This window comes from Catellatospora sp. NPDC049609 (genome assembly GCF_040675365.1).
Classification (GTDB): Bacteria; Actinomycetota; Actinomycetes; order Mycobacteriales; family Micromonosporaceae; genus Catellatospora.
In genome coordinates this window covers 55,748-76,296 of record NZ_JBFAOU010000018.1, presented here as the reverse complement: position 1 = coordinate 76,296, position 20,549 = coordinate 55,748, and the positions used below count along the sequence as shown (strand labels likewise).

The 20,549-nt window shown below is 73.0% G+C and carries 20 protein-coding genes; 14 read left to right on the top strand and 6 right to left on the bottom strand.

Annotated elements, in window-relative coordinates; translation table 11 throughout:
• On the bottom strand, nt 1–972 hold a 972-nt coding region (locus tag AB0J67_RS08280; RefSeq protein ID WP_363477953.1), incomplete at its 3' end, for a winged helix DNA-binding domain-containing protein.
• A 47-nt stretch (nt 973–1,019) separates the two neighbouring features.
• On the opposite strand from AB0J67_RS08280, the gene AB0J67_RS08275 reads away from it, so the two are divergent.
• Together AB0J67_RS08275 and AB0J67_RS08270 are read left to right on the top strand one after the other, a co-directional pair.
• A complete protein-coding gene (locus tag AB0J67_RS08275; protein ID WP_363477950.1) occupies nt 1,020–2,117 on the top strand; it encodes a M20/M25/M40 family metallo-hydrolase in 1,098 nt (365 codons plus the stop codon).
• A gap of 14 nt (nt 2,118–2,131) precedes the next feature.
• Nucleotides 2,132–2,338, top strand: coding sequence for an RNA-binding S4 domain-containing protein (locus AB0J67_RS08270; RefSeq protein ID WP_363477947.1), 207 nt, complete (start codon nt 2,132–2,134; stop codon nt 2,336–2,338).
• Nucleotides 2,339–2,358: 20 nt separating this feature from the next.
• Here the strand turns inward: AB0J67_RS08270 and AB0J67_RS08265 are convergent, their stop codons facing one another.
• Both AB0J67_RS08265 and AB0J67_RS08260 read right to left on the bottom strand, forming a co-directional pair.
• The gene (locus tag AB0J67_RS08265) at nt 2,359–3,051 is read right to left on the bottom strand and encodes a DUF4184 family protein (protein ID WP_363477944.1); all 693 of its coding nucleotides are present in this window, start codon (nt 3,049–3,051) and stop codon (nt 2,359–2,361) included.
• A gap of 46 nt (nt 3,052–3,097) precedes the next feature.
• Nucleotides 3,098–3,673 carry a TIGR03086 family metal-binding protein gene (locus AB0J67_RS08260; RefSeq protein WP_363477941.1) on the bottom strand — a complete coding sequence of 192 codons (576 nt, stop codon included), beginning with the start codon at nt 3,671–3,673 and terminating at the stop codon, nt 3,098–3,100.
• 42 nt (nt 3,674–3,715) lie between these two features.
• On the opposite strand from AB0J67_RS08260, the gene AB0J67_RS08255 reads away from it, so the two are divergent.
• Together AB0J67_RS08255 and AB0J67_RS08250 are read left to right on the top strand one after the other, a co-directional pair.
• A complete protein-coding gene (locus AB0J67_RS08255) occupies nt 3,716–4,534 on the top strand; it encodes an AraC family transcriptional regulator (RefSeq protein WP_363477938.1) in 819 nt (272 codons plus the stop codon).
• 58 nt (nt 4,535–4,592) lie between these two features.
• Nucleotides 4,593–5,486 carry a GNAT family N-acetyltransferase gene (locus tag AB0J67_RS08250; RefSeq protein ID WP_363477935.1) on the top strand — a complete coding sequence of 298 codons (894 nt, stop codon included), beginning with the start codon at nt 4,593–4,595 and terminating at the stop codon, nt 5,484–5,486.
• A gap of 144 nt (nt 5,487–5,630) precedes the next feature.
• On the opposite strand, the gene AB0J67_RS08245 is transcribed toward AB0J67_RS08250, so the two are convergent.
• Nucleotides 5,631–6,344: an NRDE family protein gene (locus AB0J67_RS08245; RefSeq protein WP_363477931.1), complete on the bottom strand. Its 714-nt coding sequence runs from the start codon at nt 6,342–6,344 to the stop codon at nt 5,631–5,633.
• Nucleotides 6,345–6,392: 48 nt separating this feature from the next.
• Nucleotides 6,393–7,070 (bottom strand): dienelactone hydrolase family protein, encoded by a 678-nt coding sequence (locus AB0J67_RS08240; protein ID WP_363477928.1) that lies wholly within the window; start codon nt 7,068–7,070, stop codon nt 6,393–6,395.
• A 150-nt stretch (nt 7,071–7,220) separates the two neighbouring features.
• Here AB0J67_RS08240 and AB0J67_RS08235 point away from each other — a divergent pair, with 150 nt between their 5' ends.
• The 10 genes from AB0J67_RS08235 to AB0J67_RS08190 all read left to right on the top strand — a co-directional run bounded on the left by AB0J67_RS08235 (nt 7,221) and on the right by AB0J67_RS08190 (nt 19,382).
• Nucleotides 7,221–9,521 (top strand): isoamylase, encoded by a 2,301-nt coding sequence (locus tag AB0J67_RS08235; RefSeq protein ID WP_363477926.1) that lies wholly within the window; start codon nt 7,221–7,223, stop codon nt 9,519–9,521.
• A 73-nt stretch (nt 9,522–9,594) separates the two neighbouring features.
• Nucleotides 9,595–10,596 carry a hypothetical protein gene (locus AB0J67_RS08230; protein ID WP_363477923.1) on the top strand — a complete coding sequence of 334 codons (1,002 nt, stop codon included), beginning with the start codon at nt 9,595–9,597 and terminating at the stop codon, nt 10,594–10,596.
• A gap of 1 nt (nt 10,597) precedes the next feature.
• Nucleotides 10,598–12,883 (top strand): molybdopterin oxidoreductase family protein, encoded by a 2,286-nt coding sequence (locus tag AB0J67_RS08225; RefSeq protein ID WP_363477920.1) that lies wholly within the window; start codon nt 10,598–10,600, stop codon nt 12,881–12,883.
• Nucleotides 12,880–13,536, top strand: a complete 657-nt coding sequence (locus tag AB0J67_RS08220; RefSeq protein ID WP_363477918.1) for a 4Fe-4S dicluster domain-containing protein — start codon at nt 12,880–12,882, stop codon at nt 13,534–13,536. Before AB0J67_RS08225 ends, AB0J67_RS08220 begins: the two co-directional genes overlap by 4 nt.
• Nucleotides 13,533–14,057: a Rieske (2Fe-2S) protein gene (locus AB0J67_RS08215; protein ID WP_363477915.1), complete on the top strand. Its 525-nt coding sequence runs from the start codon at nt 13,533–13,535 to the stop codon at nt 14,055–14,057. Before AB0J67_RS08220 ends, AB0J67_RS08215 begins: the two co-directional genes overlap by 4 nt.
• Nucleotides 14,057–14,359 carry a DUF6755 family protein gene (locus AB0J67_RS08210; RefSeq protein WP_363477912.1) on the top strand — a complete coding sequence of 101 codons (303 nt, stop codon included), beginning with the start codon at nt 14,057–14,059 and terminating at the stop codon, nt 14,357–14,359. The genes AB0J67_RS08215 and AB0J67_RS08210 overlap by 1 nt, the downstream gene beginning before the upstream one ends.
• The gene (locus tag AB0J67_RS08205) at nt 14,356–15,591 is read left to right on the top strand and encodes a NarK/NasA family nitrate transporter (protein WP_363477909.1); all 1,236 of its coding nucleotides are present in this window, start codon (nt 14,356–14,358) and stop codon (nt 15,589–15,591) included. Before AB0J67_RS08210 ends, AB0J67_RS08205 begins: the two co-directional genes overlap by 4 nt.
• A 119-nt stretch (nt 15,592–15,710) precedes the next feature.
• On the top strand, nt 15,711–16,160 hold the full coding sequence (locus AB0J67_RS08200) for a DUF6325 family protein (protein WP_363477906.1): 450 nt from the start codon (nt 15,711–15,713) through the stop codon (nt 16,158–16,160).
• 31 nt (nt 16,161–16,191) lie between these two features.
• Nucleotides 16,192–16,557 (top strand): SHOCT domain-containing protein, encoded by a 366-nt coding sequence (locus AB0J67_RS08195; RefSeq protein ID WP_363477903.1) that lies wholly within the window; start codon nt 16,192–16,194, stop codon nt 16,555–16,557.
• 53 nt (nt 16,558–16,610) lie between these two features.
• Nucleotides 16,611–19,382, top strand: a complete 2,772-nt coding sequence (locus tag AB0J67_RS08190) for a cation-translocating P-type ATPase (protein ID WP_363477900.1) — start codon at nt 16,611–16,613, stop codon at nt 19,380–19,382.
• Here AB0J67_RS08190 and AB0J67_RS08185 read toward each other — a convergent pair.
• The gene (locus AB0J67_RS08185) at nt 19,294–20,505 is read right to left on the bottom strand and encodes a cation:proton antiporter (RefSeq protein ID WP_363477897.1); all 1,212 of its coding nucleotides are present in this window, start codon (nt 20,503–20,505) and stop codon (nt 19,294–19,296) included. The genes AB0J67_RS08190 and AB0J67_RS08185 overlap by 89 nt on opposite strands.
• Between the last annotated feature and the right edge of the window lie 44 nt (nt 20,506–20,549).

Genomic DNA, 20,549 nt, shown 5'->3' with positions numbered 1-20,549 from the left:
GATGGTGACCGCGCGGCGGCCGACGGTGCGCTTCCAGTGCCCGGCGACCTGGCTGCCGACGATGAGCACGCCGTTGTAGACGGGCCGATCCCAGCGCTGCCCGGTGCCGACCCCGGCCACGTTGAGCAGGTGCTTGCTCTCGGAGTAGCCCACGATGTACTCGTCATACCCCTGGAGCAGGTGCGCGACCGGCGGGTCCGGCTCGGCCGCGTCCGGTGGCGAGCCGGCGAACCAGTAGGTCAGCCCGCCGGCCTCGAGGCTGTCCAGCTTCCCGCGCACCAGGTCCAGCCCGCGGCGGATCTCGGCCTGGGTGAGGCTGGACCACCAGCGGAAGTCCTTGACCGTGGCCGGACCGTGGCTGGTGAAGTAGCGCAGGGTCAGCTCGGCCAGCGCCGCGTCGGCGTCGAGCACCCGCGCCTGCGGCGCCCGCTCGGCCAGCAACGCGTACGTGTGCTGCTTGCCGCGCATCGCGCCGCTGCAGATCAGGCCGTTGAGCTCGGCGTTCATCAGGATGTACGCCATCCGGAACCCCGCCGTGCCGATGCCCGCCGCCTCGAACTCGGCGGTCAGCTCCTTGCGGGTGAGCTGCCTGCCGCGCAGCAGCTCGACCAGCATCGCGTCGCAGCGCGCCCGCAGGTCCTCGTCGAGGCCGAGCTGGCGGTAGTAGTACGCGTTGAGCTGGTGCACCCGCGGCCCGGTCACCGCCAGCAGCCAGCCGATGTCCTCCGGCGCGACGAAGTGCCAGGTCGGGCGCAGCACGTGGGTGCGCAGCACCGCGCCCGCGGCGAACGCGCCGTGCACCGCGTCCTCCCGCGCCCCGGCGATGCGCTCGCCGACCGACCAGGTGGCGGGGCCGTAGTCCTGCGACTGCACCGCTCCCAGCCGCCCGACCACCCCGGCCGGGGTGCCGTCGCCGGGGCCGCGCAGGCCGAGGTTGTGCATGCGCCACGAGGCGAGCTGCAGAGCGTCCATCGCCGCCGATGCTAGCGGCCGGGTGTGACAGGCGGCAGGATTGCGGAATGGAGCTGGAACCGTTCCTGCACACCGCCGCCGACCTGATCGCGGTGCCGTCGACCGCCGACCGCCCCGACGAGCTGCACCGGGCCCTCGAACTGGTGCTCGACGTGGTCGGCGGCGGGTTCACCGTCGAGCGGTTCGCCTCGCACGGCAAGCCCAGCGCGCTGCTGTACCGGCCGGTGGACGGGCCCCGCCCGCCGTTCCGGGTGATCCTCAACGGGCACCTCGACGTGGTGCCCGCGCCACCGGAGCAGTTCACGGCGCGCCGCGAGGGCGACCGCCTCTACGGGCGCGGCGCGCAGGACATGAAGATCTCCGCGCTGGTGATGGCGCACGTGTTCGCCGAGCTCGCCCCGCTGCTGCCGTACCCGCTGGCGCTGCAGCTGGTCACCGACGAGGAGATCGGCGGCCGTAACGGCACCCTGCACCAGCTCGAACAGGGTGTCACCGGGCAGTTCGTGGTCATCGGCGAGCAGAGCGGGCTGGAGATCGTCACCGACTCCAAGGGCATCCTGCAGGCGCGGCTGACCGCGACCGGGCGGGCCGCGCACAGCGCCTACCCGTGGCACGGCGACAACGCCCTGCTCACGATCATGGAGGCGGTACGGGCCCTGCACACCGCGTATCCCCTGCCCACCGCCGAGGCGTGGGCGACGACGGTGAACCTGGCCCGGGTGGACACCCCCAACAGCGCGTTCAACCAGGTCCCGGCGCTGGCCGAGGCGTGGCTGGACATCCGGTTCCCGCCCGGCGAGCCCGGCTTCGACGGCCGCGGCGCGGCGCAGATCGCCGAGCACCTGGGCGACATCTGCGGCCCCGGCGTCACCGTCGCGGTCGAGCACGCCGACGCCCCGCACCACGCCGACCGGGCGCGGCCCGAGGTCAAGGCGCTGCAGCAGGCCGCGCGGGCGCAGGGCTTCCCGGGCGGCTTCCTGCGCAAGCACGGCGCGGCGGACGGGCGCTTCTACTCCCAGCGCGGCATCGACGCGGTGATCTTCGGGATCGGCGGCGCGGGCCTACACGGCCCCGACGAGTACGCCGATATCACGACGATCGTGCCGTACCACCGGGCGCTGCGTGATCTCCTCGCCGCGATCTAGGGGATGATGGCGGCGTGACCGATGTACCGATCCGCGACGACATGATCCGCCTGGGCCAGTTCCTCAAGCTGGCGTCGGTGATCGAGACCGGCGGCGAGGCCAAGCTGCGCATCGCCGCCGGCGAGGTGACCGTGAACGGCGAGGTGGAGCTGCGCCGCGGCCGCCAGCTGCACCGCGGCGATGTCGTCGTCATCGACGGCGAACACCTCCGCGTGGCCTGACCCACACCGGCGCGCCTCTTTCAGGGTCGTGGCCGGGGTTGGACGAGCCGGATGACTGCGGCGGCGGCGAGCAGGCCCGCGGCCAGCGCGAGCAGGAGCCGGGCGACGGTCGTGTGCGGCAGGAACGCGCCGGGCAGGCGACTCGCGACGGCCGCTCCGGCGGCGGTCACCAGCGCGGCGACGGACCAGAACAGCCACGGCCGGACCGGACGGTCCGGCGGTTCGCCGTGCCAGGCCCGCAGCAGGCGAGCCCGGCCGACGTGCACCGCCAGCGCCACCGCCGCGAGCAGTCCCCCGGCGCTGGAAGCCAGGTCGAGCACCGGCAGTGGTTCGGTCAGCCGGTCCCAGAGCAGGTGGCTGGCGGAGGCGAGCAGTGCCGACAGCGCGCTGACGGCGAACGCGGGCCGGGCCATGCCCAGCACGCCGTAGTCGGGCAGGGCCAGCGCGACGGGCCGGGACGGCAGATGCGCGGCGACCGCCGGCGCGGCCAGGCGTGCCAGCGCCGCGCCCACCAGCGTCACCGGCACGCAGAACAGGACCAGGCCCGGCCACTGGTGCGACAGCGGGAACACCGGCAGGCCCGAGCCGTCCAGCGCGTACGCCAGATCGGGCGCGGCCGACCCTACGACGAGGGCGACGCCGTCGAACCAGCGGGGACGCCACAGCTTCAGCGGCAGGGGCAGCGCGGCGTGCGAGGGGAACGTCAGCGGCACCGCCGCAGGCTAACGGCTGCGGCCGCCGGTGTCCGGCCCGTCGGCCTCACGCGGTCGCGTGCGGCGTCCACTGGGGATCGCGGCCCGCCCGGCCCAGCAGGCGGGTGAACGGGTCGGCGTCGGCAGGGACCGGCACCTCCTCGCCGAACACGCCCATCTGCCGCGGCATCGGTCCCAGGTCGTCGACCAGGACGTGCAGGTCGGTGACCGAGGCCGGGTCGGGAGTGAACGGCCGGCCGGTGGCGGCGGCGAGGTCCCACGGGTGCAGCACCAGGTCGAGCAGCGCCATGCGGCCGACGGTCAGCTGCGGCAGGGCCATGTTGACCGAGACGCCCACCAGCGCCGACTCCGGTTTCCATGCCGCCACCAGCGCGTCGGTCTCGGCGGCGAAGCGGGCGCGCCAGTCGGTGCCGAGCACGTCGGGAGTGCTCGACCAGTCGGCGGTCTCCCGGCGGGCCATGCCCTGGAAGTTGACGACGACCTGGAACAAGTGGTTGACCAGGTCGCCGACGCGGTAGTCCGCGCACGGGGTCGGCGCGTCCAGCTCGTCGTCGCGGATCGCGGCGAGCACCGGCACCGCCCGGTCGGCGGAGGCGCGCAGTAGGTTCGAGACGGTCGTCATACCCGGACGCTAACCAGCGGGCAGCCAGGGGGTCTTGAAGAAATGCGACAGCCGCGCCGCGACACCCGGGGCATCGTCGACCCGGCCGAGCTGCTGCGCCGGGTCCGGTTCCGGCGGGTCGCGCCTACGGCCGCGCTCGCGGGCCTGGTGGAGCACTACTGGTTCATCGACTGGGACCTCGACGAGCCGTACGAGCAGCACGTCGTCGGCCATCCGTCGGTGAACCTCGTGGTCATGCGCGCGACGGCCGACGAGGCGGTGACGGCCGAGGTGTCCGGGGTGAGCCGGAGCCTGTTCTCGATCAAGCTGGCCGACCGCGGCTGGGTGCGCGGCGTGCAGTTCCGGCCGGGCGCCTTCCCCGCGTTCTCCGGTGCCTCGCCCGCGCCGCTGACCGATCGCCGGGTGCCGCTCGCCCGGGTGCTCCCGTCGATCGGACCACTCGATGCGCTGGTCGAGGCCGCGGCGGAGCCGGACGCCGGTGATCGGGCGGCGGCCGCGGTGCTCGACGGGCTGCTGCTCGGCCTGTGCCCGGAGCCCGACGCGGCGGCGCGGCTCGCGATGGAGCTGGTGGACCGGGTGCGCCACGACCGCGGCGTACGCCGGGTCGACGACCTCGCACACGGCGCCGGGCTGTCCACCAGGTCGCTGCAGCGGATGTTCACCGAGCACGTCGGCGTCGGGCCCAAATGGGTGATCCTGCGCTACCGGCTGCACGAGGCGATCGAGCGGGCCGCCGGGGACGTGGACTGGGCACAGGTTGCCGCCGAGCTGGGCTACAGCGACCAGGCGCACCTGGTGCGCGAGGTCACCGCGGCGATCGGGGTGTCCCCTGCCGCGTACGCCGCGGCGATATCGCGTTGAACTGCGGATCCGGGGTCTGGCAGGATCGCACAAGATCACCACATGGATGGAGAACCGCTTGCTACTGCGGACCGCACGACCCGACGACGCCGCCGAGGTGGTCGCACTGCGCGCCACCGTGTACCCGTACCTGGTGCGCGGCGTCGCCTCGACGCGCCAGATGATCGCCGAGCCGCCGGACGGGGGCTGGACCGCGTTCGTCGCCGAGGACGAGGGCCGGGTCGTGGGCTGGGCGTCGGCGTTCCGGAACACGACCACGTCGGAGGCGGACTTCGGCGAGATCTCGCTGCTGCACGTGCACCCCGACCGGCGCGGACGCGGCATCGGGAGCGCGCTGTTCGACGCGGCCCGCGAGCACCTGACCGGCCTGGGCGTGCACCGGGTGCGGACCTGGGCGCAGACCGGCTCGCTGGATTTCGCTCGGACGCACGGGTTCGAGCCGAGCCGCGAGGTCCGCTACTCGGCACTGGACACGCGGCTCGCCCCGCCGGCGCCGGCCGCCCCGCCCGGGGTCACCGTCGTGCCGCTGTCCGCGCTGGACGTGCGCGCGGTGTACGAGGCCGACATCGCGGCCAGCGCCGACGAGCCGGGCGACGTGCCGAAGGACGCGACCTCGTTCGACACCTGGCGCTACGAGGTGTGGGACAACCTGGGGCTGGACCGCGACGCGAGCACCGCCGCGCGGGACGGCTCCGAGATCGTGGCGTTCACCCTGGTCAAGCGGGACGGCGAGCGGATGTGGTCGGACATGACCGCGACGCTGCCCGGACACCGCGGCCGCGGCCTGGCCCGGCTGGTCAAGGCGGTTGCGCTGCACCGGGCCGCCGAGCGTGGCGCGACCATGGCGTACACCTCGAACGACGAGACGAACGCGCCGATGCTGGCGGTCAACGCGCGCCTGGGCTACCAGCCCGTCGGCGCGCAGTGGTCCTGCCTGGGCACACTGCGCTGACAGGCACGCAGCTCGGCGCTGCCGGGCTGTACACCCGCACCGGGCGCCCAGGTCTGCGTCACGGGCTCGGCGGGTGCGCCGGGCTGACGCCCCTGCGTGAGCGTCAACGGGCAGGGCCTGTCGGGCAGGCCGAGCGACGACGCCTCAGACGATCCTGGTCAGGGTGACCGGGCCGGGCTCGTCGGGCACGGCGGCGAAGTCATACCGGACGAGGTCGGGGCCGAGTGCGAGCAGGGTGACCGAGCTGGAGCCGTAGCGCAGGTCGTCGCCGAAGGTGTGGCGCAGGATGAGCGCCCGCGGATCCTGCCGGTCGACGCCCTCGCCCGCGGCGAGCTCGAGCCAGGTGCCCCACCCGTGCGCCGGGTCGGGGCGCCCGGCGGCGCGCAGCGCGTCCAGCAGGCGGGCCGCGCGGGGCTCGGCCGGGTCCACGCCGCTGTTGACCACCACCGTGAGGCCCTCGGCCAGGGCGGTCTCGGCGCGGGTCGCGCCGTCCCAGCTCACCATCACCGCCCCGGACAGGCCCGCGGTGATCAGGTAGAACGGGTCGAACGCGGCCAGGTCGTCCGGGATCGGCAGCCCGGCGGCGGCAGGCAGCGGCAGGTCGCCGCGGGAGCGCCGCCCGTGCTCGGGCGCGAGCCGCCCGCGGCCGTTGAGCACGAAAGCAGCGCGGCGGGCCGCCGGGTCGACGGCCAGCCAGGTGCCGCCCGCGACCAGGTCGATCCCGCCGAGCAGCCCCGGGTGGCGCGGCCAGTGCGCGGCCGGCGCCTCCCACGGCCGCACCAGCAGCTCGTCGCGTACGGCCAGGGCCAGCAGTGGGATCTCGGACGAGGGGTCGAAGCTGACGGCGACCGTGCACATGGGCGCCACTGTACGTCGCACCGCCCCCGCGCTCCCGGCGCGGCGCGTCTAGCGCTGGGCCGACGGTCCGCCGCCGGGGCGGACGTGGCGCACCAGCCAGTCGCGCGCCAGGACGGCGGCCTGCTGCAGGGTGCCGGGCTCCTGGAACAGGTGGGTCGCGCCGGGCACGATCTCGACGGCGTGCTCGCAGGTGAGCTGCGCGGCGGCCTGCCGGTTCAGCTCCAGCACGGTGTGGTCGAGGCCGCCGACGATGAGCAGGGTCGGCGCGCGTACCGCCGCGAGCCGGCCGTCGGCCAGGTCGGGGCGACCGCCCCGGGAGACCACGGCCGCGACATCGGCGCCGGTGTCGGCCGCGGCCCACAGCGCGGCGGCCGCGCCGGTGCTGGCCCCGAACAGGCCGACCGGCAGGTCCCGGGCCGCCGCCTGGGTGCGCAGCCAGGCCAGCACCTCGGTGAGGCGGCCGGCCAGCAGTCCGATGTCGAAGACGTTGCCGCGGTCGCCCTCCTCGGCCTCGTTGAGCAGGTCGAACAGGAGCGTGCCGAGGCGCTCGTCGCGCAGGAAGCGCGCGACGTACTGGTTGCGCGGGCTGTGCCTGCTGCTGCCGCTGCCGTGCACGAACACCACGATGCCGGTCGCCTGCGGGGGAACCGCGATGTGTGCTGCGAGCGCGGCCCCGGTCACGGGGATGACGACCTCTGCCGCTGTGCCGTTGTCTCCGGACGTCACGTCCACCTCTCCATCCTCCTGCGCCGCGGGCGCGACCGCCTCCTTAACGACCCTTTACGCCACTGAAACTTGCACGTAACCTAAGTCAACCTTTGCAAGGTCTTGCAACGCACCGCCTCCCCCAAACGCCCGTTACGGGAAGGAACCGCCATGCATCGCCTCTGGAGGTCCGTGCTCGCCGCCGTGCTGGTGGCCGCAGGACTCGCCGTCGTCTCCCCCACCGTTCCCGCCCACGCCGGCATCGACACCCAGACGCTGGGCGGCCGCTACTCCGGCAGCAACATCAACTTCCGGGTCTACTCGTCGCGAGCCAGCCGCATCGCCGTGTACGTCTACGCCGCGCCCACCGGCGCCCCGGAGAAGGCGTCCTACCTGCTGACCAAGGGCACCGGCGACGTCTGGTCGGTCACCGTCGCCGTCTCCACGCTGCAGGCGGCGGGCGTCACCGGCACCGTCTACTACGGCTACCGGGCCTGGGGTCCGAACTGGCCGTACAGCGCGAGCTGGACCAAGGGCTCGACGGCCGGGTTCGTCTCCGACGTGGACGCCTCCGGCAACCGGTTCAACCCGAACAAGCTGCTGCTGGACCCGTACGCCCGGGAGATGAGCCACGACACGGCCCTGCCCGACGGCGTGGCCTCCGACTACTCCTCCGGCCCGGCCAAGCGCGCCGTCGACACCGGCACGATCGCGCCCAAGGGCATCGTGCTGGCCGCCGACGCCACCAGCTTCGGCACGAAGCCCACCCGGGCCTTCAAGGACGACATCGTGTACGAGGTGCACCTGCGCGGCCTCACCAAGAGCGACCCGAGCATCGCGGCGGCCGAGCGCGGCACCTACAAGGCGGCCGGGCAGAAGGCCGCCTACCTGGCCTCGCTCGGCGTGACCGCGGTCGAGTTCCTGCCGCTGCAGGAGACGCAGAACGACGCCAACGACACCACCCCGAGCAGCACCACCGGGGACAACTACTGGGGCTACATGACCCTGAACTACTTCGCCCCGGACCGGCGCTACTCCTACGACAAGTCCCCCGGCGGGCCGACGCGCGAGTTCAAGGCGATGGTGAAGGCGTTCCACGACGCCGGGATCAAGGTGCTGGTCGACGTCGTCTACAACCACACCGCCGAGGGCGGCGCGATCGGCGACAAGAACACGTACCACATCTTCTCCTGGCGAGGGCTGGACAACCCGGCCTACTACTCGCTGACCTCCGACATGCAGGGCTCGCTGGACCACACCGGCCTCGGGCACGACTTCAACACCCGCAACCCCGCCGCCCAGAACCTGATCGTGGACTCGGTCGCGTACTGGAAGAACACGCTCGGCGTGGACGGCTACCGGTTCGACCTCGCCTCGGTGCTGGGCAACACCTGCCAGCACGGCTGCTTCAGCTACAGCCGCACCGACGCGAACACCGCGCTGAACCGGCTCACCGCCGAGATGCCGGCCCGACCGGCGGCCGGCGGCACGGGCGTGGACTGGATCGCCGAGCCGTGGGCCATCGGGCCGGGCACGTACCAGGTGGGCAACTTCCCGGCGGCGTGGTCGGAGTGGAACGGCATCTACCGCGACACGCTGCGCCGCGACCAGAACAAGCTGGGCGTGGACGCGGTCACCCCGAGCGACCTGGCCACCCGCTTCGCGGGCTCGTCGGACCTCTACGGCGACGACGGGCGCCGCCCGTGGCACTCGGTCAACTTCATGGTGGCCCACGACGGGTTCACCCAGAAGGACCTCTACTCCTGCAACGCCAAGAACAACGGGCAGGCCTGGCCGTACGGGCCGTCCGACGGCGGCAGCGACGACAACATCTCCTGGGACTCCGGCGGTGTCGCGGCCGACCAGCGCAAGGCCGCCCGCAACGCGTTCGCGTTCCTGATGCTGTCGGGCGGCACGCCGATGATGACCGGCGGCGACGAGACGCTGCGGTCGATCAACTGCAACAACAACCCGTACAACCTCGACTCGTCGGCGAACTGGCTGGACTGGTCACTGACCACCGACGAGACGAACTTCAAGACCTACACCCAGCGGATGCTGGCGTTCCGCAAGGCGCACCCGGCGCTGCGGCCGGTGAACTTCTACACCGCCGCGGACACCAACGGCAACGGGATGGGCCAGCTGGAGTGGTTCACCCCGGGCGGCGTCGCGCCGGACGGGGCGTACTGGGGCAACGCCAACAACCACGCGCTGGGCTGGCGCATCGACGGCACCGAGTTCGGCGACAGCGCCGCGGCGCTGTACACGGCCTACAACGGCTGGTCCGGCGACGTGACGTTCACGCTGCCCGCGCCGCCTGCCGGCAAGCAGTGGCACCGGGTCACCGACACCTCGACCTGGGCCGAGGGCGCGGGCCAGGTCGCCGCGCCCGGCAGCGAGGCGGTGATCGGCGGCGCCGGGACGGCGTACGTGCTGCGCGCCCGCGCGGTGCTGCTGCTGATCGCGAAGTGACCGCCTGACGTAAAGTGCTGTTCATGCTGCTAAAACGGCATGAACAGCACTTTCTTTCCATAGCATCGGGCGTATGAGGCCCGTCGCCGTCGGCATCGTCACCGCCGCAGTGCTGGGCGCGGCGATCTACCTGGGCAGCCGGGGCCTGCGCAACTTCGACTCGGCGCTCGCGCCGTACGCCATCGCCAGCGTGTTCCTCGCCTTCGGCATCGCCCACCGCTACACGGTGTGGATCTCCTCGCCGGGCGCGCGGCGGCTGTTCAGGAAGGGCTGGGGGGCGGCCCTGTCCTGGCAGAACATGCGCCGGGCGCCGACCGCGCTGCCCCGGATGATCGCGACGTACCTCGGGTTCCAGAAGTTCCTCGGCGCGCGCTCGCGGGCCCGGTGGGCCGCCCACCAGCTGATCTTCTGGGGCTGCGTGCTCGCCGCGCTGATCACGTTCCCGCTCAGCTGGGGCTGGCTGGCCTTCACCTCGAACACCGGGTCGGGGCCTGCGTACACCATGAACCTGTGGGGGTTCGGCCTGGCCCACTTCGACGCGCTGTCGCTGCTGGGCTGGATCGCCTTCCACGGTCTCGACCTCGCCGCCGTGCTGGTGATCGCCGGGGCGACGTACTTCCTGATCCGGCGCATGCGCGACCGGGAGGCGAGCACCGGCCAGCGCTTCGGCTACGACCTGGTGCCGCTGCTCGCGCTGATCGTCATCTCGGTGACCGGGCTGCTGCTGACCTTCTCCAGCGTGTTCCTGCACGGCGGCGGCTACGAGTTCCTGGCCGTGCTGCACATGGCCTCGGTCGTGCTCACCCTGCTCTACCTGCCGTTCGGCAAGTTCTTCCACATCGCGCAGCGCCCGGCGGCGGTCGGCATGCAGCTGTTCAAGTACACCGAGCACGGGTCGGTGCAGCCGTGCCGGGTGTGCGGCGAGCCGATCGACACCACGGCGTACGTGGAGAACCTGCGCGGCACCATGCAGGACCTGAAGCTCGGCTTCGACCAGATGGTGCTGACCTGCCCGCGCTGCAAGCGGCTGGCACGCGGGCAGGCGTACCGGTCCGCCGTGAAGCGGGGGTTCTAACGTGACGATCCCGCTCGACCCGGACATCACCCCGCCCGGCACCGCCCGGTTCCGCGACGCGGGCGGCATCCCCGCCGACCGCTGGCGGGCGATCCGGGGCGAGGAGAAACTGGTGCCGACGCACTGCTGCTTCTGCGGCGTGCAGTGCGGCATGTACCTGCGCGTGCACGACGGCAAGGTGTTCGGCGTCGAGCCGCGCGACCACGACATCAACCGGATGCGGCTGTGCCCGAAGGGCCTCAACGCGTACCAGCAGGTCAACCACCCGGACCGGCTCACCGAGCCGCTGCTGCGGCGGACCCGCACCGACGACCTGCGCCCGGTGTCGTGGGAGCAGGCCCTCGACGTGACCGCCGAGCAGATCCGGCGCATCCAGGCCGACCACGGCCGCGACGCCTTCGGCATGCTCGGCGGAGCCAGCCTGTACACGGAGAAGACGTACCTGGTCGGCAAGTTCGCGCGGGTGGCGCTGCGCACCCGGCACGTCGACTACAACGGCCGGCTGTGCATGGTAAGCGCCGCCGGGGCGAACAAGCTCAGCTTCGGCATCGACCGGGCCGCGAACCCGTTCGCCGACATCCTGCAGACCGACTGCCTGCTCATCGCCGGGTCGAACGTCGGCGAGTGCTTCCCGGTGATGACGCAGTACCTGTGGGGCGCGCGCGACCGGGGCGCGAGCCTGATCGTGGTGGACCCGCGCGAGACGTCGATCGCGCGCACCGCCGACGTGCACGTCGCGCTGCGCCCCGGCACCGACGCGGCCTTCTTCGATGCCGTGCTGCACGTGGTGATCGCCGAGGGCCTGGTCGACCAGGAGTACGTCGACGCGCACACCACCGGCTGGGACGAGGTCCGCGAGGCCGTGGCCGGGTACACCCCCGACCGGGCGGCCGAGATCTGCGGCATCCCGGCCGAGCAGGTCGTGCACGTCGCGCGGATGTTCGCGACCGCGCCGCGGGCGATGGCCTGGCACGCGCGCGGCATCGAGCACCACACCCAGGGCGTGGAGAACTGCCTCGCGGTGATCAACCTGTGCGTGGCCACCGGCAACCTGGGCCGCCCCGGCGCCGGCTACGGCACCATCACCGGCCAGGGCAACGGCCAGGGCGGCCGCGAGCACGGCCAGAAGTCGGACATGCTGCCCGGCGGGCGCAACATCAGCGACCCGGTGCACCGGCAGCAGGTGGCGCAGCTCTGGGGCATCGACGAGGCGGACCTGCCGCAGGCGGGCACCTCGATGATGGAGATGGTGCACCAGATGCGCCGCGGCGAGATCCGCGGCCTCATCGGGATCTGCAACAACCCGTTCGTGTCGCTGCCCAACTACGCCGTGGTCAAGGAGGGCTACGACACGCTGGACTTCCACGCCCAGGCCGACTTCTTCCTGTCCGAGACCGCCGCCAACGCGCACCTGGTGCTGCCGGTGACGGTGTGGGCCGAGGACGACGGCGTGATGGCCAACGCCGAGGCGCGGGTGGTCCGGCACCGCAAGGCGCAGGAGCCGCCGCCGGGCGTACGCACCGACACCTGGGTGCTGTCCGAGCTGGCCAAGCGGCTCGGCGTCGGGGACAAGTTCGCCTACACCGGCTCCGAGCAGGTGTTCGAGGAGCTGCGGGTGGCCTCGCGGGGCACCGTCAACGACTACTACGGCATCACCTACGCCCGGCTCGACGCGACCGGCGGGATCAGCTGGCCCTGCCCGGACGTGGGCCATCCGGGCACGCCGCGGCTGTTCGAGGACGGGCGGACCTACCACGCCGACGGGAAGATCCATCTGCAGGCGGTGGGCTGGCATCCGCCCGCCGACCCGTACGACGACGAGTTCCCGATGTCGCTGACCACGGGGCGGACCGTGGCGCACTTCCTGTCGGGCAACCAGACCCGGCGGCTGGGCGGGCTGGTCGAGCAGACGCCGCGGCCCTGGGTCGAGGTGCACCCGTCGCACGGGTTCGCCAACGGCGACCCGGTGACCGTGCACACCCGGCGCGGCGCGGCCACGTTCCCGGCGCTGGTCACCGAGGCGATCCGGCCGGACACGGTGTTCGTGCCGTACCACTGGCCGTTCCCGGTGGCCGCCAACGCGCTGACCATCGACGCGCTCGACCCGCGCTCGAAGATCCCCGAGTACAAGGTGTGCGCCTGCCGGGTCGAGGCCGCCGCGGCGGTCACGCCGGTGCCCGCCCCGCCGATGCCGCCGGGTCGCGAGGCGTACGCCGAGGTGCAGCGCGCCCGCGCCGAGCCGCTGCCGCCCACATCGTCGCAGGGAAGGGGGACGTCGCAGCCATGATGGGACGCACCATCGTCATCGACCCCGGCCGGTGCATCGGCTGCCAGGCGTGTGTGTCGGCGTGCCGGGAGTGCGATTCGCACCGCGGCAAGTCGATGATCCACATGGACTACCTGGACCAGGGCAACAGCGTCGCGTCCAGCCCGACGGTCTGCATGCACTGCGAGGATCCGCTCGCGCCGTGCGCGCAGGTGTGCCCGGCCGAGGCGATCCTGGTGACTCCGGACGGGGTGGTGCACGACGCGGACAAGAGCCGCTGCATCGGCTGCGGGAACTGCGTCAACGCCTGCCCGATGGGCGTACCGAAGATCGACCTGGCGGCGAAGCTCCAGTTCAAGTGCAACCTGTGCTACGACCGGACGTCGTACGGCCTGGCCCCGATGTGCGCCACGGTCTGTCCCACCGGGTCCATCTTCTACGGCACGCTCGACGAGCTGCGCACCGAGCGGCCGGGGGTCGAGGTGGCCAGCACGTTCGACCTGGACGGCACGATCCTGTCCACCGGCGTGGCCGTGGTGGTGCCCCGGGACCGGCCCCGCGACCTGCCGCTGCCGGGTGGCGCCGGCGTGCATCCGCACGTCACCGGCAGCCCGCAGCCGGCCGGGCACCTGGAGCCGAACGCGGACAACGTGCTCGGGGAGCCGCTCCCGTGAGCGTCGACGAGCGGCCCGGGCGCACCGCGGAGGAGGTCGCGGCGCTGCGCGAGCGCATCGCCGCCGACTCGCTGACCAGCCGCCGCGACTACCTGCGGCTCGCGGTGACCATGTCGGGCGGGCTCGCCGTGGGCAGCGTCGCGGTGGCCGCCGGGATCTTCCACCGCCACGGCGACGGCGCGGCACCGCCGAAGCTGGTCACGGCGGCCCTGGCGCCGGGCGAGTCGGTGGCGTTCGCCTACCCCGGCGAGTCCGACCACGCCGTGGCGCTGCGGATGGCCGACGGGACGCTGGTCGCGTACTCGTCGATCTGCACGCACCTGGCCTGCGCGGTGCTGTGGCGGGCCGACCGCGGCGAGCGGGGCGAGCTGTACTGCCCCTGCCACGAGGGGGTGTTCGACCCGCGCACCGGCGCGGTCACCGCCGGTCCCCCGCCGCGCCCGCTGCCGCGGGTGCTGCTGGAGGAGCGCGCCGACGGCATCTACGCCGTGGGCACCCTGCAGTCGGGTGAGGAGGCTTGATGGCCGACCCGCGCTATCCCCGGATCCGGCCCACCAGCGGGTACGCCGATCCGCGCATCCGCAGCACCGGACCCGGGCCCGGCGCCGGGGGCGAGACCGATCCCGAGCGCTCCTCGATGCTGTCGGGCCGGCTGGCGCTGGTGCTGTCCATCCTGGTCGGCCAGCTGTGGGCGATCACGGTCGGCCTCGACGCCTGGATGATGGGGCAGACCCGCACCGCCTGGTGGGCGGCGGCGTTCAGCGTCGCCTCGTTCCTCGTCGCGCTGTTCGCGTGGCGGCTGGGCGAACGGCGCGACCGGTGACGGCCCGCGCGCAGGCCCCGGCGGACGCGGTGCCGCGGGGGGCGTACAAGAACCTGATCCTGGCGGCGCTGGGCTTCCTGCTCACCGCGTGGGCGTGGGGCCTTATCTCACCGCTGTCGGCGGTCTACCAGGAGCAGCTCGGCCTGTCCTCGATGCAGCAGTCGATCCTGGTCGCGGTGCCGGTGCTGGTCGGCGCGCTGGGCCGGATCCCGGTCGGCGCGCTGACCGACGTGCTCGGGGCGCGGGTGATGCTGCCCGCGATCGCGCTGCTGACCATCCTGCCGGTGCTGGCACTGACCGTCGCCGGCAACTCGTACCCCGCGATGCTCGCCGTCGGCTTCTTCCTGGGCCTGGGCGGCACGCCGTTCGCCGCGGCGATCCCGCACGGCAACGGCTGGTTCCCGCCCGCCAAGCGGGGCTTCGCGCTGGGCGTGATCGGCATGGGCATGGGCGGCACCGCGATCGCCGCGCTGCTCACCAAGCCGATGCGGGAGATCGGGCCGAATGCCCAGTTCTACCTGTGCGCGGCGGTGCTCGCGGTCTACGGCGTGGTGGCCTGGCTGGTGCTGCGCGACCCGCCGGGGCGCACCGTGCCCGCCGAGCCGTTCAGCCACCGGTTCACCGAGGCCGCGCGGCAGCCGATGACCTGGCCGCTGTCCGGCCTGTACGCGGTCACCTTCGGCGGCTACGTGTCGTTCGCCGTCTACCTGGTCACCTACCTGCAGAGCCAGTACGGCCTCGAACAGGGCGACGCGTCGCTCAAGGCGGCCGGGTTCACGCTGGTCGCGGTGGTGTTCCGGCCGCCGGGCGGCTGGCTGTCCGACCGGGTCGGGCCGGCCCGGGTGCTGTCGGTCTGCCTGGCCGTGCTGGTGGTGATGGCGGCCTGGCAGGCGTTCGCGCCGCCGCTGTACCCGTGGGCGACGCTCACGTTCCTGGCCATGGCGGCGATGCTGGGCGCCGGGGCGGGCGCGGTGTTCTCGCTCGTCGCGCAGGTGGTGCCGGGCCCGAAAGTGGGCGCGGTGACCGGCATCGTCGGTGCGATGGGCGGCCTGGGCGGCTTCGTCCCGCCGCTGGTGATGGGCGCGGTGTACGGCGCCACCGGCCGCTACACGCTGGGCCTGCTGGCACTGGCCGTGGTCGCGCTCGGCGCGCTGGCGTACTCGTGGACGCAGCGCAACCGCCGCCCCGCCCCGGCCGGGCGGGCGCCCGCCGCCGCGGCACCCCGGCGCTGATCGGGCCGCGGGCTGCCGGCTCGTTTCGCATTCCGGCTCGGACGGGTCGGCGCCGTGCCTACGATGCACACACGAGCGCGGACAAAGCCGGATATATCACTGGTGGAGAGGCCTACGAGATGAGCGAGACAGGAAACTTCGACGACGTCGACAGCATGGGTCCCGTGGACTTCCTGGTGATCGAGTTCCCCGGCAACAAGATGACCGGCGAGGGCATCCCGCTGCTGCTCGACCTGGTGGACCGGGGCATCGTGCGCATCCTCGACCTGGCCTTCATCCGCAAGGACACCGACGGCACCGTCACCGCCGTGCGGGTCGAGGACATGGACGCGGCGGGGGCACGGGAGTTCGCCGTGTTCCAGGGCGCCTCCTCCGGCCTGCTCGACCGGGACGACCTGCGGGAGGCGGCCAACGCGATCGAGCCCGGCAACTCGGCCGGGATCCTGGTCTACGAGAACGTCTGGGCGGCGCCGCTGGCCCGGGCCTGGCGGCGCGGCGGGGCGCAGATGGTGGCCAGCGGCCGCATCCCGGTGCAGGAACTGCTCGCGGCGGCGGAACAGGGCGCGTGACAGGCGCGTCCGGGGAACGGGGGTAACGATCATGGGACTGATTCGTGGCGTGGCGCGCACCGCGGTGATCGCGGGCACGGCGACGGCGGTGTCGAACCGCGTATCGCGCCGGCAGGCGGGCCGCTGGGCGGAGCAGGAGCAGCAGCAGGCCGACCAGCAGCAGGCGTACGCCGAGCAGTACGCCGCCCAGCAACAGCAGCAGATGGCCCAGCAGCAGGCGTACCTGCAGCAGCAGGCAGCGGCCCAGCAGGCCGCCGCCGCACCGGCAGCCGCGGCGGGCGGGGACGCGATGCAGGCGAAGCTGGCGCAGCTGAAGACGCTCGCCGACCTCAAGGCGCAGGGCGTGCTGACCGACGCGGAGTTCGAGCAGCAGAAAGCGGCGATCCTCGCCGGCTGAGCCGCCGCACGGACGGGCACCGAGCGGGCTGATCGGCAGAGAGCGAGCGGCACATGGCACCCGACCGCGAGGCGGGAAGGGACGACCCGACGGCGTGGTACGGCCGCAGCGCCGACGAGGTCGCCCGGGAGCTCGGCGTAGCGGTCGAGCGCGGGCTCACCGCGGACCAGGCGCGGCAGCGGCTGGTCGAGCACGGGCCGAACCGGCTGGCGGGCGGGAAGAAGGAGTCGGCGCTCGCCGCGTTCCTGCGGCAGTACCGGGACTTCATGCAGCTCGTGCTGGTGGTGGCCGCGGTGGTCAACCAGCTGGTCACCCGCGAGTGGGGCACCACCCTGGTGCTGCTCGGCCTGACCGTGTTCAACGCGGTGATCGGCCTGCGCCAGGAGGCCAAGGCCGAGGAGAGCGTGCGGGCGCTCGCGCAGATGCTCAAGACGGTCGCCCGGGTGCGCCGCGACGGCCAGGCGGTCGAGGTGGACGCCGAGCAGCTGGTGCCCGGTGACGTCGTGCTCATGGAGGCGGGCAACCGGGTCCCCGCCGACGGGCGGGTCTGCGTCGCGGCCACGCTGGAGATCGAGGAGGCGGCGCTGACCGGCGAGAGCCTGCCGGTCGGCAAGAGCCCCGATCCGGTGCCAGGGCGAGACGTGCCGCTGGGTGACCGGACGTGCATGGCGTACATGAACACGTCGGTCACCCGCGGCCGCGGCGAGATGATCGTGACCGCGACCGGCATGGGCACCGAGATCGGGCACATCGCGCACCTGCTGGCCGGCACCGAGGCGGACAAGACGCCGCTGCAGAAGCAGCTGGACAGCCTCTCGAAGATCATCGCGACGATCGCCGGCATCGCGCTGGCGCTGGTGGTGCTCATCGGCCTGGCCCGCGGCGAGTCGTTCGACACGCTGTTCGTCACGGGCGTCGCGCTGGCCGTGGCCGCCATCCCGACCGGGCTGCCCGCCGTGGTCACCGCGCTGCTGTCGATCGGCACCCAGGAGATCGCGCGCCGCAACGCCATCGTCAAGCGGCTGCCCGCGGTGGAGACCCTGGGTTCGACGTCGGTCATCTGCTCCGACAAGACCGGCACCCTGACGCTGAACAAGATGACCGCGCGCGAGCTGGCCATACCGGGGCACCACCGGTTCACGGTGACCGGCGAGGGCTACCGCACCGCGGGCGAGATCAAGCACGTCGGCGGGGAGCGCGTGGACCTGGACGCGTACCTGCTGCCGATGGCGCTGTGCGCGGACGCCGTGCTCGACGGCGAGAACCTGATCGGCGACCCGACCGAGGGCGCCCTGATCGTGCTGGCGGCCAAGGGCGGCCTCGACCTGGCCGAGACCCGCCGCGCCTACCCGCGCATCGCCGAGGTGCCCTTCGACTCCGACTACAAGTTCATGGCCACGTTCCACCGGATGACCGGCGACGACGGCAGGCCGGTGGTCCGCTGCTTCGTCAAGGGGGCGCCGGACGTGCTGATCTCGCGGGCGGCGTCGTACCGCGAGCCGGACGGGACCATCCGGCCGGTCACCGACGCCAACCGGAGCCTGGCCACCGAGGCCAACGACCGCATCGCCGCGGCCGGCGAGCGGGTGATGGTGGTGGCCCGGCGCGACTTCGACCCGGCCGCGTTCGACCCGGCGGCGAACCTGATCGAGCAGGTGCGCGAGCTGACGCTGCTGGCGATGGTCGGCATCGTGGACCCGCCGCGGCCGGAGGCGAAGGCCGCCATCGCCGAGTGCCGCGACGCCGGCATCCGGGTCCGGATGATCACCGGCGACCACGCGACCACCGCCGCCGCGATCGCCGGGGAGCTGGGCATCGAGGGCGGCGCCGTCACCGGTACGCAGTTCGCCGCCATGAGCGACGAGGAGCTGCTCGCGCGGCTGCCGGAGATCGGGGTGATCGCCCGGGTCGCGCCGGAGGACAAGCTGCGCCTGGTCCGGCTGCTCAAGACCAGCGGCAACGTCGTCGCGATGACCGGCGACGGGGTCAACGACGCGCCCGCGCTGAAGGCCGCGGACATGGGCGTGGCCATGGGCATCACCGGCACGGAGGTCTCCAAGGAGGCCGCCGTCATGATCCTCACCGACGACAACTTCGCCACCATCGTCAAGGCCGTCGAGTACGGCCGCGGCCTCTACGACAACCTGCTCAAGTACCTGCGGTTCCAGATGTCGACGCTGGTCGCCTACATCGCGATCTTCCTCGGCGCGGGCCTGCTGAACATCGCCGCGGGCACGCCGCTCAACCCGCTGCAGATCCTGTGGCTGAACATGGTCGTCGACGTGCCGATCGCGATCGCGCTCGGCTTCGACGAGCCGTCCGGCGGCCTGATGCGCCGGCCGCCGCGCCCGATCGGCGCCCCGGTGCTGTCCAGCGCGAACTGGGTGCGGCTGTGCGTGCAGGGCTTCGTGATGACGGTCGGGTCGCTGTGGGCGTACCAGATCGGGCATGCGCGGGGCGGCCCCGTGGTCGGCGCGACCATGCTGCTGACCACGCTGTCGCTGTTCCATCTCGTGGCCGGGCTGCTCTCCCGCGACCAGGTCGGCACCATCTTCGACCGCGACGCCATCCCGCGCCGGGCGCAGCTGCGCCGCTACGGCTTCGCGCTGGTCGCGATCATCGCGGTCACCCTGCTCGACCCGCTGGAGCGGATCTTCGGCACCACCGGGCTCAGCCTGCGGCTGTGGTGCACCGCCGTGGCCATCGCCCTGACGCTGCTGGTGGTCGAGGAGCTGATCAAGCTGGTGGTCCGCCGGCGCGAACCCGCGGGTCGGTCCACCGCTGCGCGATCGGCACCGCCGACAGTCCGTGTGCCAGCACGCTGAACAGCACCGTCGCCATCACCAGCGCGGCCACCAGCGCGGCGGGCGGACCTGTCAGCTGCTGCAGGGCGATCAGCGCGAAGATCACGCTGGGCAGCCCGCGCGGCCCGAGCCAGGACAGCAGCAGCACCTCGCGCTTGAACCGGCGCAGCCCGACCAGGCTCGCCGCGACCGGCAGCATCCGCACCAGGGTCAGGCTCAACCCGGCGTAGAGCAGCATCCGCCAGTCCCACACGTCACCGATCACCTGCGGGATGAGCGAGCCGAACAGGAACCAGACCCCGGCCGCCAGCAGCCCGACCACGTCGTGCGAGGTCTGCAGGTGCGTCTCGGGCAGGTCCTGGTCGACCGCCCGCACGGCCATCCCGGCGACGAACCCCGCCACGATGCCGTTGCCGTGCACCGCGTGGGCCGCCTCGAAGGCGAGCACCCCGATCGCCAGGTACGCCAGCCGCTCCGCGCGCGCCGTGCCCCACCCGCGTTTGCGGGTCACCCGCAGCAGGCGGGCCGCCCCGCCGCCCACGACCACGCCCACCAGCAGCGCGAGGGCGACCTCCCGGACGGTGTGGCCGATCACCTGGCTGGGGCCGCGATCCTGATCGGCGGCGACCGCCGCGGCCAGGAACGCCAGCACCAGCGGGGCGGCCAGCCCGTCGTTGAGACCGCTCTCCACGGTCACCGCGGTGCGCAGGTCGTGCGGGATGCGCCGGTCGTGCACCAGCATCGCGGCGAGGCTGGAGTCGGTGGCGGCCAGCGCCGCCGCGACCAGCGCGAGGATCCAGACGCCCGCCTGCGGGAACAGGACGGCCCCGGCCAGGTATCCGGCCACGACGGTCAGCGGGAACGCGATCAGGAGCAGGCGCAGCGGCAGGTGCCCCGCCTCCCGCAGCCGGCGCAGGCTGATCTCGGTGGCGTCGGTGAACAGCAGCAGCGCGAGCGTCGCCTGCAGCAGGTGCCGCATCGCCGACGACGCCAGGTCGATGCTCACCAGCGGCTCGTCGCCCATCGCCAGCAGCAGCCCGGCCAGCATCAGCGCGACCGGGATGGTGACACTCCAGCGCGCCGCCCGCGCCGACACCGCCGCCCAGGCGATCAGCACGATCGCCAGGCTGATCAGGCCGTACACGGTCGCCGTTCGACGTAACTGTCCGAAATATCCGGCATACCCAC